This is a genomic window from Sphaerotilus sp. FB-3 (assembly GCF_023706025.1).
Classification (GTDB): Bacteria; Pseudomonadota; Gammaproteobacteria; order Burkholderiales; family Burkholderiaceae_C; genus Sphaerotilus; species Sphaerotilus sulfidivorans.
The window spans coordinates 34,262-47,515 of sequence record NZ_BQWE01000006.1 but is presented as its reverse complement, the minus strand read 5'-3'; the positions used below and the strand labels follow the sequence as shown (position 1 = coordinate 47,515).

At 69.4% G+C, this 13,254-nt stretch carries 13 protein-coding genes; 9 read left to right on the top strand and 4 right to left on the bottom strand.

The genetic code is table 11. The features are described from left to right. Nucleotides 1-15 precede the first annotated feature (15 nt). The 3 genes from NFT33_RS01755 to puuE are packed head-to-tail and all read right to left on the bottom strand — an operon-like array spanning nucleotide 16 to nucleotide 4,015. The gene (locus NFT33_RS01755; protein WP_251672723.1) at nucleotides 16-1,275 is read right to left on the bottom strand and encodes a M20 family metallopeptidase; all 1,260 of its coding nucleotides are present in this window, start codon (nucleotides 1,273-1,275) and stop codon (nucleotides 16-18) included. Beyond that, on the bottom strand, nucleotides 1,272-3,053 hold the full coding sequence (gene uraD / locus NFT33_RS01750; protein WP_251672722.1) for a 2-oxo-4-hydroxy-4-carboxy-5-ureidoimidazoline decarboxylase: 1,782 nt from the start codon (nucleotides 3,051-3,053) through the stop codon (nucleotides 1,272-1,274). The genes NFT33_RS01755 and uraD overlap by 4 nt, the downstream gene beginning before the upstream one ends. Nucleotides 3,054-3,058: 5 nt before the next feature. Then, a complete protein-coding gene (gene puuE / locus NFT33_RS01745; RefSeq protein WP_251672721.1) occupies nucleotides 3,059-4,015 on the bottom strand; it encodes an allantoinase PuuE in 957 nt (318 codons plus the stop codon). Nucleotides 4,016-4,104: 89 nt separating this feature from the next. Here puuE and uraH point away from each other — a divergent pair, with 89 nt between their 5' ends. From uraH to NFT33_RS19190, 9 genes are all read left to right on the top strand, one after another. Further along, nucleotides 4,105-4,461: a hydroxyisourate hydrolase gene (uraH, locus tag NFT33_RS01740; RefSeq protein ID WP_251672720.1), complete on the top strand. Its 357-nt coding sequence runs from the start codon at nucleotides 4,105-4,107 to the stop codon at nucleotides 4,459-4,461. Between the two features lie 3 nt (nucleotides 4,462-4,464). Further along, nucleotides 4,465-5,682, top strand: a complete 1,218-nt coding sequence (locus tag NFT33_RS01735; RefSeq protein WP_251672719.1) for a urate hydroxylase PuuD — start codon at nucleotides 4,465-4,467, stop codon at nucleotides 5,680-5,682. A gap of 6 nt (nucleotides 5,683-5,688) precedes the next feature. After that, the gene (locus tag NFT33_RS01730) at nucleotides 5,689-6,513 is read left to right on the top strand and encodes a J domain-containing protein (protein WP_251672718.1); all 825 of its coding nucleotides are present in this window, start codon (nucleotides 5,689-5,691) and stop codon (nucleotides 6,511-6,513) included. A gap of 106 nt (nucleotides 6,514-6,619) precedes the next feature. Next, nucleotides 6,620-7,897, top strand: a complete 1,278-nt coding sequence (locus tag NFT33_RS01725) for a glycerate kinase type-2 family protein (RefSeq protein ID WP_251672717.1) — start codon at nucleotides 6,620-6,622, stop codon at nucleotides 7,895-7,897. A gap of 163 nt (nucleotides 7,898-8,060) precedes the next feature. Next, nucleotides 8,061-8,714, top strand: a complete 654-nt coding sequence (locus NFT33_RS01720; protein WP_251672716.1) for a hypothetical protein — start codon at nucleotides 8,061-8,063, stop codon at nucleotides 8,712-8,714. 111 nt (nucleotides 8,715-8,825) lie between these two features. Next, nucleotides 8,826-9,917 (top strand): carbonic anhydrase, encoded by a 1,092-nt coding sequence (locus NFT33_RS01715; protein WP_251672715.1) that lies wholly within the window; start codon nucleotides 8,826-8,828, stop codon nucleotides 9,915-9,917. 70 nt (nucleotides 9,918-9,987) lie between these two features. After that, nucleotides 9,988-10,665, top strand: coding sequence for a riboflavin synthase subunit alpha (locus tag NFT33_RS01710; RefSeq protein WP_251672714.1), 678 nt, complete (start codon nucleotides 9,988-9,990; stop codon nucleotides 10,663-10,665). After that, nucleotides 10,662-11,222 (top strand): DUF1415 domain-containing protein, encoded by a 561-nt coding sequence (locus NFT33_RS01705; RefSeq protein WP_220784323.1) that lies wholly within the window; start codon nucleotides 10,662-10,664, stop codon nucleotides 11,220-11,222. The genes NFT33_RS01710 and NFT33_RS01705 overlap by 4 nt, the downstream gene beginning before the upstream one ends. Nucleotides 11,223-11,705: 483 nt before the next feature. Next, on the top strand, nucleotides 11,706-12,293 hold the full coding sequence (locus NFT33_RS19190; RefSeq protein ID WP_309296095.1) for a septal ring lytic transglycosylase RlpA family protein: 588 nt from the start codon (nucleotides 11,706-11,708) through the stop codon (nucleotides 12,291-12,293). Nucleotides 12,294-12,300: 7 nt separating this feature from the next. On the opposite strand, the gene NFT33_RS01695 is transcribed toward NFT33_RS19190, so the two are convergent. Next, a complete protein-coding gene (locus NFT33_RS01695) occupies nucleotides 12,301-13,254 on the bottom strand; it encodes a hydroxymethylglutaryl-CoA lyase (protein WP_309296094.1) in 954 nt (317 codons plus the stop codon).

Below are 13,254 nucleotides of genomic sequence, written 5' to 3'. Positions count from 1 at the left end.
CCCCAAGGCGTCGACTCAGCCCAGCATCTCCAGCAGCGTGCGCGCCACCACCTTCGTGGCGCGGCGCAGGTCATCGAGCACCAGATGCTCGTCGGCGCGCTTGGCGTTGGACTCGCGCACGGTGCGGGGGCCGGCGCCGTAGATCACCGCCGGAATGCCCTGCGCGCAGTACAGCCGCACATCGGTGTAGAGCGGCGTGCCCGACACCGGAATCGCCTCGCCGAAGACCTCGGCGCCGTGGCGGCAGATCGCCTCGACCAGCGGCCGGTTGCCCGGCAGCGGCTTGAGCGACTCGGCCAGCAGCAGGCGGCGGATGTCGACGCCGACGCCGGGCCGGCTGGCAGTGGCCTCGGTGATGAGGCGGCGGATCCCGGCCTCGACCTGCACCGGATCCTCCTCGGGAATCATCCGGCGGTCGATCTTCATCACCACCTTGCCCGGAACGACGTTGGTGTTGGTGCCGCCCTGGATCCAGCCGATGTTGGTGTAGGGATGGCTGATGCCCGGCACCTGCGAGCGGATCTCGGCGCGATAGCGCGTGTTCTCGGCGTAGAGCGCGTTCATGATCGCCACCGCGCCCTGCAGCGCGTCGACGCCGCTGTCGGGAATCGCGGCATGCGCCATCACGCCGTGCACCGTCACCTCCAGCTGCAGGCAGCCGTTGTGCGCGGTGATGACCTCGTGGCCGAAGCCGGCGGCGATCAGGTAGTCGGGCTTCGTCAGGCCTTGTCCGAGCAGCCAGCCGGGGCCCAGCTCGCCGCCGAACTCCTCGTCGTAGGTGAAATGCAGCTCGATGCCGCCCTTCAGGGGCACACCGGCGGACCGCAGCGCCTCCACCGCGCGGGTGGCGAAGGTGAAGGTGGCGAAGTCGCTCTTGCTGACCGCAGCGGCGCGGCCGTAGAGCCGGCCGTCGACGATCTCGCCGCCGTAGGGGTCGTGGGTCCAGCCCTCGCCGGGCGGCACCACGTCGCCGTGGGCGTTGAGCGCGATGACCGGGCCGCCCGCGTCATAGGCGCGGCGCACGATCAGGTTGGTGATCGACTCCAGGCCGTAGTCGCGCACCTCCTGCTGCGGCACGGCGTGCTGCTCGGCGTCGAAGCCGAAGCCGGCGAGCAGCTCGGCGGTGCGCTCGGCGTGCGGGGCGTTGTTGCCGGGGGGCGTGTCGGTGGGCACCTGCACCAGCGCCTGCAGGAAGCGCACCTCGTCGTCGAAATGGGCGTCGATCCAGGCGTCGAGCTGGGCGAAGCGGTCGGAGTGGCTGGGGGTCGTGGTCATGCGGAGTGCTCCCGGTTCAGTTGTTCGAGCAGGTCGGCGAAGGCGCGCACGGCCAGTTCGGTGTCGTCGTTGGTGGTGGATTCGAGCGGGTTGTGGCTGATGCCGCTGTTCAGGCCGCGCACGAAGAGCATGGCCTGCGGCATCAACTCGTGCAGCTTCATCGCGTCATGGCCGGCGCCGCTGGGCAGGCGGTGCACGGGCAGGCCCGTCGCGGCCACCGCCCGTTCCCAGCGCGCCTGCCATGCCGGATCGCTCGGGGCAGCCGAAGCGCGCATCGTCTCGTCGAGTGCCACCGACACGCCGCGCCGCGCGCAGATGGCCGCGAGTTCGGTGCGCACATCGTGCAGGCAGGCGTCGCGCGCCGCGTCGGTCGTCGCGCGGATGTCCAGGCTGAAGCGGCAGCGGCCCGGCACGACGTTGATCGAGCCGTTGGGCACCTCCAGGATGCCGACCGTGCCGACCACATTCGGCACCGAAGCCGCGCGCCGCTCGACGAACAGCGCCAGCTCGGCCACGGCGAGCGCGGCGTCGCGGCGGCGGTCCATCGGCGTCGTGCCGGCGTGGCTGGCCATGCCGGTGACTTCGCCGACGAAGCGCACGCTGCCGTTGATCGAGGTCACCACGCCCAGCGGCAGGTCCAGCTCCGCGAGCACCGGCCCCTGTTCGATGTGGACCTCGACAAAGCCGAGATAACGCGCCGGATCGCGCTGCAAGGCGGGAATGTCGTCCACGCACAGGCCGGCATGCTCCATCGCGGCGCACATCGTCACGCCGTCGGCGTCCTGCTGGTCGAGCCAGGCCGGATCGAACTGGCCGACCAGCGCGCCCGATCCGAGGAAGGTCGCCTTGTACCGCTGGCCCTCCTCCTCCGCGAAGCCGACGACCTCGATGCCGAAGGGCAGCCGGCGCCCGGCGCGGTGCAGCTCGGCCACCACCGCCATCGGCACGAAGATGCCCAGGCGGCCGTCGTACTTGCCGCCGTTGCGCACGGTGTCATAGTGGCTGCCGGTGAGCAGGCGCGGCGCGGCGCGGTCGCTGCCGTGGTAGACGCCGACGACGTTGCCGACCGCGTCGATCTCCACCTCGTCGAAGCCGCAGTCGGCCTTCATCCAGTGCGCGAGCCGCTGCGCGCAGGCGCGGTGCGCGTCGGTCAGGTAGGTCACGGTCAGCTCGCCGCGCTCGGCATAGCCGGGGTCGCTGTGCTGCGCGAGCTTCTCGGCCCAGTCCCACACGCGGTTGCCCAGCTCCGGCGACACGCCGAACTTGTCGTTCAGGCGGATCTCGGCGATGCGGTGGATGTTGCGCAGGCACTCGTCGCGCTCGAAGTCCACCGGGTTGCCCAGCCGGCGGGCGAAGGTGGCGATGATCTCGTGCCGCCCCAGGCCGAGGCCACGCGGCCCGCGCACGGCCAGGATGAAGGGGAAGCCGAACTTGGCGTTGTAGTCGGCGTTGAGCTGCTGCAGCCGGGCGAATTCCTCGGGCGTGCAGTCGGTCAGACCGGCCTTGCCCTGCTCGTTCGTCGATTCGGCGGTGAGCGTCTTCGACACCATCGCCTTGCCGGCCAGCTCCGGGTGGGCGCGGATCAGCGCGAGCTGCGGCTCCAGCCCCGCGTCTCGCACGACGGTGACGAGAGCGTGTTTCAGCCCGGCCAGGCTCGTGAACGGACGGAGTGCGGCGGCGCGTTCGGCGATCCACGGCGAGTGCTCGTAGGTGCCGTCCAGCAGCGCCACGAACTCGGCGGGCGTGGCGGCGTTGAGCTGTTCGATCGTCAACGGCATGGTGCTCATTCCCAGACGAAGGCGGTGTCGGCGTTGAAGGGATGCACCTGCTGCCAGTGGCGGGCAATGTCGATGCGACGACAGACCCAGACACGCTCATGCGCCTGCACATGGTCGAGGAAACGCTGCAGCGCCCGCATCCGGCCCGGGCGTCCGAGCAGGCGGCAGTGCATGCCGATGCTCATCATCGACGGCCGCTCGTCCCCTTCGGCGTAATGCACGTCGAAGGCGTCGCGCAGGTACTGGAAGAACTCGTCGCCGTGGCTGTAGCCCTGCGGCAGCGCGAAGCGCATGTCGTTGCAGTCCAGCGTGTAGGGCACGACGAGGTGCGGCGCGAGCGCGCCGTCGGTCTTCCTCACCTGCAGCCAGAACGGCAGGTCGTCGCCGTAGTAGTCGCTGTCGTAGGCGAAACCGCCGTGGTCGGCGACGAGGCGGCGCGTGTTGGGGCTGTCGCGGCCGGTGTACCAGCCGAGCGCACGCTCGCCGGTCAGCCGCTCGATGATCGCCATCGCCTCGGCCAGGTGGGCGCGCTCGGTGGCCTCGTCGACGTTCTGGTAGTGGATCCACTTCAGGCCGTGGCAGGCGATCTCGTGGCCCAGCTCGCGGAAGGCCGCCGTCACCTCGGGCGAGCGCTCGAGCGCCGTCGACACGCCGAAGATGGTCAGCGGCAGGCCGCGGCGCTCGAACTCGCGCAGGATGCGCCAGACGCCGACGCGGCTGCCGTACTCGTAGATGCCCTCCATCGACAGATGGCGGGCCGGGTAGCTGGCCGGGTTGAACATCTCGGACAGGAACTGCTCGCTGCCGGCATCGCCGTGCAGCACCGAGTTCTCGCCGCCCTCCTCGAAATTGAGGACGAACTGGACCGCGACACGGGCCTGGCACGGCCATTGCACGTGAGGCGGGTTGCGGCCGTGGCCGCGCAGGTCGCGGGGATAGCGGGCAGGCAACGAATCGGTCATGGCATCGGCTCGCGGCAGGATGAGAAGATTGACGTGTATCCCGAAGTGTATACACTTTCCTTCATTCTGCAATTTTCAAAGGATCTCCCATGGGACGCTTCAGCACCCATGTGCTCGACACGATGCACGGCAGCCCGGCGGCCGGCATGGCGGTACGCCTGGAACGCATCGGCGACCAGGGCACCGAACTGGTGCAATCGATCGTGCTCAACGACGACGGCCGCAACCCGGACGGCCCGCTGCTGGGCCCCGGCCCACTGCCGACGGGCCGCTACCGGCTGACCTTCTCGGTCGCCAGCTATTTCCGTGCCCGCGGCGTCGTGCTGCCCGAGCCGGCCTTTCTCGACGAGGTGCCGATCGAGTTCGGCATCGCCGAGCCCGAGGGCCATTACCATGTGCCGCTGCTGGTCAGCCCCTGGGCCTACTCGACCTACCGAGGCTCCTGAGCGATGGACATCGCCTATCTCTTCGACTGGCTCAACCTGCTGCTGCGCTGGGCCCATGTCATCACGGCCGTCGCCTGGATCGGCGCGTCGTTCTACTTCGTGATGCTGGACAACAGCCTCTCGCCGCCCACCCATGACGACCTGAAGAAGAAGGGCGTCGACGGCGAGATGTGGGCGGTGCACGGCGGCGGTTTCTACCACTCGAACAAGTACATGGTGGCGCCGCGCTGGCTGCCACTGCCCGACAAGCTGCACTGGTCCTACTGGGAGAGCTATTCCACCTGGCTGACCGGCTTCGGGCTGTTCACCACGCTCTATCTCTACAACGCCGGCACCTTCCTGGTCGACAAGACGGTGTTCGACTGGACCCCGGGCGCGGCGATCGGCGCGGCGCTGGGTTTCCTGGCGGCGTTCTGGGTGATCTATGACGGCATCTGCCGCACGCTCGGCCAGCGCAAGAACGGCGACATCGTCGTCGGTATCTGCGTCTTCGTCTTCGTGGTGTTCGCGTCCTGGCTGGCCTGCCAGCTCTTTGCGGGGCGGGCCGCCTTCCTGCTGGTCGGCGCGATGCTGGCCACGGCGATGAGCGCCAACGTCTTCTTCTGGATCATTCCCGGCCAGCGCAAGGTGGTGGCCTCGCTGCGCGCCGGCCAGACACCCGACCCGGTCCACGGCAGGCGGGGCAAGCAGCGCAGCGTGCACAACACGTATTTCACGCTGCCGGTGCTGATCGCGATGATCTCCAACCACTACGGCTGGCTGTACCAGGGTCCGGACAACTGGCTGGTGCTGGTGCTGCTGATGCTGGCCGGCGCGCTGATCCGCCACAGCTTCGTCGCGCGCCACAAGGCGCATGTGCTGGGCAAGCGCACGCCGTGGGAGCACGCCGTCGCCGGCACGCTGGTGCTGCTGGGTCTGGCGATCTGGCTGGCCCCGCCGCCGCCGAGTGCTGCCGCGCAGGCCGCTGCCGCCAAGCCGGTCACCTTCGCCGAGGTCAAGACGGTCATCGACCAACGCTGCACGATGTGCCACAACGCGCAGCTGCAGAACAAGAACATCGCGCTGCACACGCCGGAGCTGATCCAGCGGCACGCGCAGGCGGTCTACCAGCAGACCTCGGTGCTGAAGCTGATGCCGATGAACAACGCCACGCAGATCACCGAAGACGAGCGCGCGCTGATCAGGCGCTGGTTCGAGGCAGGCGCGCCCTCGGCGCCGTGAACCGCCGTGCCTGACCACTACCAGACCCTGGGCCTGGCACGCCACGCCGAAGCCGTCGTCATCAAGGCGGCCTACCGGGCGCTGGTGTCGCTCTACCACCCGGACCGCAACCCGGCCCCGGACGCGATCGAGCGGATCCAGCGCATCAACATCGCCCACGATGTGCTCTCGGATCCGGCCCGCCGGCTCGCCTATGACGCCACGCTGGCCGGCGCGCCGCCCCCGCCCGCGGCGGACACGGACGACGGCGCCGACACGATCGCCGAACGCTGGAAGATCGCCTCGAACTTCTTCCCGGAGATCGGCCGGCACCATGCCCGGCTGGAACGGCTGTCGGCGCACCTGGCCGACGAGTTCCAGCGGCACCTGCTCCAGCGTCAGCAGTACGCCGACGCGGCAGCGATCGCCGATCGTCTGCGCATCGAGTTTCTCGGCCGCCACTTCGGCACCGACGAAGCCGTGCTCGCCTATGCGGAGCAGCTGCTGCTGGCGCGGGAGGTCGATGCGGTGCGCTTCGTCAGCCAGATCGTCTCGGTGCTCGGGCGCAGCGTCGACGCCGACAGCGTGCGCGAGAAGGTCTCGCAGCGCTTTCCCCGCACCGTCGACAGCCTGCGCAAGCGCGCCCTGTACGCCCGCATCGCGCACCAGGGCGACGGCGCGCCCGACCGGCAGGCCCTCCACGACCTGGTGAGCCTGTGCGGCGGCGTCGTTCAGCGACCGCTGCTACGCGCCGGCGGCACGCTGCTGCTCGGCATGCACGATCTGAAGTTCGAGAACGACGAAGAGCTGCGCCAGCTCGTCGTGCGTCGTCTGGCCGCCGAATTCGGTTGAAGGTGCCCCATGGACAACATGGGGTGCCAAGCCCATGTCGAGCGCGTGCGCTGGAGACGATGTCCAATGCCAGCCTCGTCCCCGCCACCGAATGCCCCGAGACGCCATGACCTTCGCCGACCCCGCCGCGCTGCTGCGCCAGCTCTTCGATGCCGCCGTGGCCAGCGCGCAGCCCGCGCTGTGCGTGCCGCCGCACCTGCCCGATCCGGCCCGCGTGCGCGGCCGGCTGATCGTCATCGGTGCCGGCAAGGCCTCGGCAGCGATGGCGCAGGCGGTGGAAAAACACTGGCCGGGGCCGCTGGCCGGGCTGGTCGTCACCCGCTACGGCTACGGCGCGCCCTGCGAGCGCATCGAGATCGTCGAGGCCGCGCATCCGGTGCCCGACGCCGCCGGGCTGGCCGCGGCGCAGCGGCTGCTCGCGCTGCCCGAGACGCTCGCCATCACCGCAGACGATCTGGTGCTGTGCCTGATCTCGGGCGGCGGCTCGGCGCTGCTGCCGCTGCCGGCCGGCGCGCTCACGCTGGAGGACAAGCAGGCGATCAACCGCGCGCTGCTGGCCTCGGGCGCGACCATCTCGGAGATGAACACCGTGCGCCGGCACCTGTCGGCGATCAAGGGCGGACGGCTGGCCGCGGCCTTCCATCCGGCGCGCATGCTCACGCTGCTGCTGTCGGACGTGCCCGGCGACGATCCCGTCGACATCGCCTCCGGCCCGACGGTGGCCGACCCGAGCACCTGCGCCGACGCGCTCGAGATCGTCGCCCGCCACCGCATCGCGCTGCCCGAGGCGGCGCGGCGGCTGCTTGAATCAGGCGCGGGCGAATCGGTCAAGCCGGGCGACCCGCGCCTGGCGGCCAACGAGGTGCGCATGATCGCGGCGCCACAGATGGCGCTGGAGGCCGCAGCCCGCGTGGCCGAGGCGGCCGGCCTGCCGGCCCACATCCTCGGCGACGCGATCGAGGGCGAGGCGCGCGAGGTCGGCCGGGTGCTGGCCGGGCTGGCGCAGCAGGTCGCCGGGCGCGGCCAGCCCTTCGCGGCGCCGTGCGTGCTGCTGTCGGGCGGCGAGACCACGGTGACGGTGCGCGGCCCGGGTCGCGGCGGTCGCAATGTGGAATGCCTGCTCGGCTTCGGCGTGGCGCTGGGCGAGCACCCGCGCGTTCACGCGCTGATGGCCGACACCGACGGCGTCGACGGCCGCGAGGAGATCGCCGGCGCGCTGTGGACGCCGGGCACGATCGCGCGCGCCGCGGCCGCCGGCCTGAAGCCCCGCGCGCACCTCGACGACAACGACGGCCACGGCTTCTTCCAGGCACTCGACCAGTCGCTCGTCACCGGCCCGACCCGCACGAACGTGAACGATTTCCGGGCGATTCTGGTGATCTGAGCGGCTCAGCCCCCGGTTGGCGCATCGAACATGACTTTGGTCATGTCGTTACCCGCTCGCCACATCCCGATCTGAAAATGAATCTACTCTCCCGGCAGGGCCTCGTGCCTCGCCAAGGTCGCAGGCTGTCGCGCGGCCGGCATGTCTTTTTCGGGAGAGTCAGATGAACCGTCCACCCTTCGCACGCCAGGCCCTTGCGCTGGCACTGGCCACCACCACCCTGGGCGCCGCAGCCCAGACCACGCCCGCAGCCCAGCTCGAAAAGTCGCAGGTGCTCGCCGGCGGCAATGTCGTCACCGCCTACCGCGTGCCGGTGGTCAGCAGCACCGGCGCGGTCAAGTACTACGACATGTCCTTCGTGCTGGGCGTCAGCACTGCCGGCGTGCCGAGCTTCTCGAAGTTCACTACGGCGGTTTCGCCGACCACTCAGGGAACGAAGTTCATCGCTGGCAAATACAAAACACCAGAAGGTCGCATCTGTCAGGTCACGACCGCCGTGCTGAGCGGTGGCCGCCAGCAGCTCAACATCAGCTGCAACAACCCGACCACCAGCAATGACGCATTGACCATGAGTCTGGCGACAGGAACGATTTCGGGCCACCCCTACCAGACCGACCTGACCGCCGCGAAGATCGGCGACATCACCGGCTACGCCCAGTACGCCTGGGGCAAGGCGCTCTTTGCACAATGGTGGAACTGGGTGTGTCTGGGCACCGGTCACGTCGTCAGCGCCGTTCAGGCCGGCAACCAGATCGCCATCAGCGCCTATGGCCTGGAAAACAAGCAAATCTGCGGTTCGATCATGACACTGCAGTGAACTGAGCCACTCCAGCGCAGCAGAAAACACCAGATCGGGTCAAGTCGCGACCTGTGGGCGCCGAAATCGGCAGTCATGTCGATTGACCGCCCTTGGGCCGGAGAACACATCATGACCCGACCGAATCCCGTGCTGCCGCGCCTGCTGCCTGTGCTGCTGGGCGCCTTGCTGATCAGTGGCACCGCTCAGGCGGGCGAGGCTGCCTCCGCGCCTGCGCATGTCTCGCCCGCCAAGGCAGCAGCCAAGGCGGCTGCGCAGGCCGCGGCCCAGAAGGAAGCGGCCAAGCCTGAGGCTGCACCCGCCAAGGAGGCCCCGGCGGCCGCCGCAGCCGCGCCGGCGCGTGTCAGCGACGAGGAGCTGCGCCAGCGGCTGGAGGCCCGCATCGCCGCGGTCCGTGCCGCCCAGGCCGAGCACAAGCCGGCGGCGCGCAAGCCGGCGCATGTGCGCAAGGTCGCCGCGCCGGCCGCCGCACTCGGTGCCGCGGCGGTGGCCGCCCATGCCGCCGCAGGCCACGGGGGCGGGCATGCCGCACCGCACTGGTCCTATGGCGGCGACGGCGGCCCGGCCGAGTGGGGCAAGCTGCAGTCCGAGTTCTCGCTGTGCAGCAGCGGCAAGCGCCAGAGCCCGATCGACATCCGCAGTGGCGTCAAGGTCGATCTCGAACCGATCCGCTTCGACTACCGGCCCACCGGCTTCAACGTGATCGACAACGGCCACACGGTGCAGGCCAATCTCGGCAGCGGCAACACCATCGAGGTCGGTGGCAGGCGCTACGAGCTGGTGCAGTTCCACTTCCATCGCCCGTCGGAGGAGCGCATCAACGGCCGCCAGTTCGAGATGGTCGCCCACCTGGTGCACAAGGATCCGGAAGGCCGCCTGGCGGTGGTGGCGGTGCTGATGGACCAGGGCAAGCAGCATCCGATGGTCCAGCTGGTCTGGAACAGCCTGCCGCTGGAGAAGAAGGAAGAGACGATGTCGCCGGTGCCGATCGACATGAACCTGATGCTGCCGGAGGACCGCCGCTACTACACCTACATGGGCTCGCTGACCACGCCGCCGTGCAGCGAGGGCGTGCTGTGGCTGGTGCTCAAGCAGCCGGCGCAGCTGTCGGCCGAACAGCTGGCGGTGTTCGCCAAGCTCTATCCGATGAACGCGCGTCCGATCCAGCAGGCCAGCGGCCGCATGATCAAGGAATCGAACTGAGCGGTCCCGCGACGGTGCCGAGGCTGATAGGCTCGGCACCGTCGTTCGTTTCCAGAGACCGCATTCCATCATGTTCACCGGCATCGTCCAGGCCGTCGCCACCGTGGCGGCCCTCTCCGACCGCCCCGGTCTGCGCAGCTTCACGCTGCAGTTCCCGCCCGGCTTTCTCGCCGGCCAGGAGATCGGCGCCAGCGTCGCCTGCGACGGCACCTGCCTGACCGTCGTCCGGCATCATGACAGCGACCGCGCCGACTTCGACGTGATGCAGCAGAGCCTGGCGCTCACGACGCTGGGCACGCTGCAGGTCGGCAGCCGCCTCAACGTCGAACGCGCCGCACGCGACGGCGTCGAGATCGGCGGCCACCCGCTCTCCGGCCACATCGACTTCCAGGCCACGCTGGTCGAGGTTCGCCACCCCGAGAACAACCATGTGCTGCGCATCCAGGTGCCGCCGCAGTGGATGCGCTACATCTTCCCGAAGGGCTACATCGCCATCCACGGCGCCAGCCTGACCATCGCCGAGGTCGACCGCACGGCCGGCTGCTTCGAGGTCTGGCTGATCCCGGAGACGCTGCGCCAGACCACCTTCGGCGACAAGCGGCCCGGCGACGCGCTCAACATCGAGATCGAGCGCCAGACCCAGGTGATGGTCGACACCGTGCGCGCGGCGGTCGACGAGCGGCTGGGCAGCATGCTGCCGGCGCTGAAGGCACTGCTGCGCGAGCGCGGCGTGGAGATCGACGCATGAACACCCCGAAGACCGTCCCGTCCGACGCCCAGGCCGTCGCCGACACCGTCGAGTGGCTGGAGAAGGCCGTCATCGGCCTGAACCTGTGCCCCTTCGCCAAGGCGGTGCATGTCAAGCAGCAGATCCGCTACCAGGTCAGCCACGCCACCGACGCCGAGGGCCTGCTGCAGGAGCTGGTGAGCGAGCTCGAGCTGCTGGCCGAGACCTCGCCCGAGAAGATCGAGACGACGCTGCTGATCCATCCACAGGCCCTGACCGACTTCATGGACTTCAACGACTTTCTCGAGGTCGCCGACGCGGCGGTGGAGGCGCTGCAGCTCGACGGCATCCTGCAGGTCGCCAGCTTCCACCCCGACTACCAGTTCGACGAGACGCACGCCGACGACATCGAGAACTTCAGCAACCGCTCGCCCTGGCCGACGCTGCACCTGATCCGCGAGGCCAGCATCGACGCGGCGGTCGAGGCCTTCCCCGACGCCGCCGACATCTACGAGCGCAACATCGAGACGCTGCAGCGGCTCGGTCACGCCGGCTGGAAGAAGCTGTTCACCGCCTGATACCATTGCGTTCCACGCGAATCGGGGGCCGCACCCGTGAAAGCATCATGGTGCTGACGTGCCCTGTTCTTTCATTTGTGACATGAATCAAGCTGCTGCAGCCTGTTTTCCTGTTGCGATCTGACGGAAAAGCCCCGCCTTTCATCGGGCTTCACATCCGAGATTCAAGGCGATGATGTGAATTGTCGACAGAACTGACGGCAATCCTCGCTATGCTCGGGCTTGTCGGCAGTCGAAGAATCGGGCTATTCGCAGGCTCGTCGCGTGAGCCTGAAGGTCGGTCCAGCACCGGCCACATCTGAAAAATCAGGACACGACCCCATCGGGGGTACCCGATTCACAGCAGCTGGCGTGCTCGCTAGACTGCGCCCACTTTTCGATCACCCGATCGGAAGCCCACGCAACTCAGGCAAGGAGACCCCCCAGATGAATGCACGGACTGTCCGCTCTGTCGCTCTTCACACGACGCTCTGCACGCTGCTGATGAGCGGTGCAGGCCTGACGATGGCGGCCCCGGAACCGGCCGCGAGCGATGAAGGGGATCGTCCTGCGCTGCTGTCGGTCTCCACGCTGACCAGCACCACCACCGCAGCGGTCGCCGCCGTGGCCGAGGCGGCCTCCGCACCGGTCAGCGCCGCGGTCAGTGCGGTCAGCGCCGTCACCACGGCCATCGCCGAGCCGGTGCAGCGCATCCGCAGCGCCGCAGCCACCACCACCGCACGGGTCACCGGCCAGCCTCACCAGACCGGCGCGGCCTCCTACTACGCCGACAAGTTCCACGGCCGCAAGACCGCCAGCGGCGAGACCTTCGACAACGGCGAGCTGACGATGGCGCACCGCACGCTGCCGCTGGGCACGCTGGTGAAGGTGACCAATCTGGCCAACAACACCAGCGTGGTGGTGCGGGTCAACGACCGCGGCCCCTACTCCGGCGGCCGAGTCGCCGACCTGTCGCGGGCAGCGGCCGAGAAGCTCAAGATGATCCAGCGCGGCATCGTCGACGTGGCGCTGCACATCGTGCCGCCAGGCACGGCCGACAAGGACGGCAGCCCCAAGCGCGGCAGCAACTGAGGTCGGATCAAGAAGCGCAGCGGGCCCGCAGCGCCCGCCCGGCGCGCGAGCCGTTCGGCCGGCCCAGCTCGGCGCAGATCCATTCGCCGCAGGCGGCCAGCGCCTCCAGGTCCACGCCGGTGGACTCGCCCAGGCCGTGCAGCAGCCAGACCAGGTCCTCGGTCGCCACATTGCCGGTGGCGCCCTTCGCGTAGGGGCAGCCCCCTAAGCCGGCCACCGAGCTGTCGAACACCCGCACGCCCTGGCGCCAGGCCTCGGCCACGTTGGCCACGCCCATGCCCCAGGTGTCGTGGAAATGGCCGGCCAGACGCGCCACCGGCACCTGCTCGCCCACCGTGCCGATCAGGCGCTGCACGCCCGCGGGCGTGCCGATGCCGATGGTGTCGCCCAGCGAGACCTCGAAGCAGCCCATCTGCAGCAGCTCGCGCGCGATCGTGGCCACCGCCTCGGGCGCGACCTCGCCCTGGTAGGGGCAGCCGAGCACGCAGGAGATGTAGCCGCGCACCCGCACGCCGGCGGTCTGCGCCGCCGCCAGGATCGGCTCGAAGCGCGCGATCGACTCGGCCACCGTGCAGTTGATGTTCTTCTGCGAGAAGGCCTCGGAGGCCGCGGCAAAGACCGCGACCTCGCGGGCGCCGGCCGCCAGCGCCGCCTCGAAGCCCTTGAGGTTGGGCGTCAGCACGGGGTAGTTCACGCCGGGAAACTCGGCCGCCGACGGCAGACCGGCCATCACCTCGGCATGGTCGGCCATCTGCGGCACCCACTTCGGCGAGACGAAGGCGGTGGCCTCGATGTCCTTCAGGCCGACGGCGGCCAGGCGGCGGATCAGCGCGAGCTTGGTCGCGGTCGCAATGGCCTGGCGCTCGTTCTGCAGGCCGTCGCGCGGGCCGACCTCGACCAGGCGCACCGTCGGGGCCGCGGGAGATGCAGGGGGCGCAGGAGGGCGGGAAGACATGCTCAT

Excerpts from the sequence above, each read along its gene's own strand:
- NFT33_RS01715 (WP_251672715.1), top strand. The coding sequence starts at position 8,826 with ATGACCCGACCGAATCCCGTGCTGCCGCGCCTGCTGCCTGTGCTGCTG.
- NFT33_RS01720 (WP_251672716.1), top strand. The coding sequence starts at position 8,061 with ATGAACCGTCCACCCTTCGCACGCCAGGCCCTTGCGCTGGCACTGGCC.
- NFT33_RS01755 (WP_251672723.1), bottom strand. The coding sequence starts at position 1,275 with ATGACCACGACCCCCAGCCACTCCGACCGCTTCGCCCAGCTCGACGCC.
- NFT33_RS19190 (WP_309296095.1), top strand. The coding sequence starts at position 11,706 with ATGAGCGGTGCAGGCCTGACGATGGCGGCCCCGGAACCGGCCGCGAGC.
- NFT33_RS01725 (WP_251672717.1), top strand. The coding sequence starts at position 6,620 with ATGACCTTCGCCGACCCCGCCGCGCTGCTGCGCCAGCTCTTCGATGCC.
- puuE (WP_251672721.1), bottom strand. The coding sequence starts at position 4,015 with ATGACCGATTCGTTGCCTGCCCGCTATCCCCGCGACCTGCGCGGCCAC.
- uraH (WP_251672720.1), top strand. The coding sequence starts at position 4,105 with ATGGGACGCTTCAGCACCCATGTGCTCGACACGATGCACGGCAGCCCG.
- NFT33_RS01695 (WP_309296094.1), bottom strand. The coding sequence starts at position 13,254 with ATGAGCATGTCTTCCCGCCCTCCTGCGCCCCCTGCATCTCCCGCGGCC.
- NFT33_RS01735 (WP_251672719.1), top strand. The coding sequence starts at position 4,465 with ATGGACATCGCCTATCTCTTCGACTGGCTCAACCTGCTGCTGCGCTGG.
- NFT33_RS01705 (WP_220784323.1), top strand. The coding sequence starts at position 10,662 with ATGAACACCCCGAAGACCGTCCCGTCCGACGCCCAGGCCGTCGCCGAC.
- uraD (WP_251672722.1), bottom strand. The coding sequence starts at position 3,053 with ATGCCGTTGACGATCGAACAGCTCAACGCCGCCACGCCCGCCGAGTTC.
- NFT33_RS01710 (WP_251672714.1), top strand. The coding sequence starts at position 9,988 with ATGTTCACCGGCATCGTCCAGGCCGTCGCCACCGTGGCGGCCCTCTCC.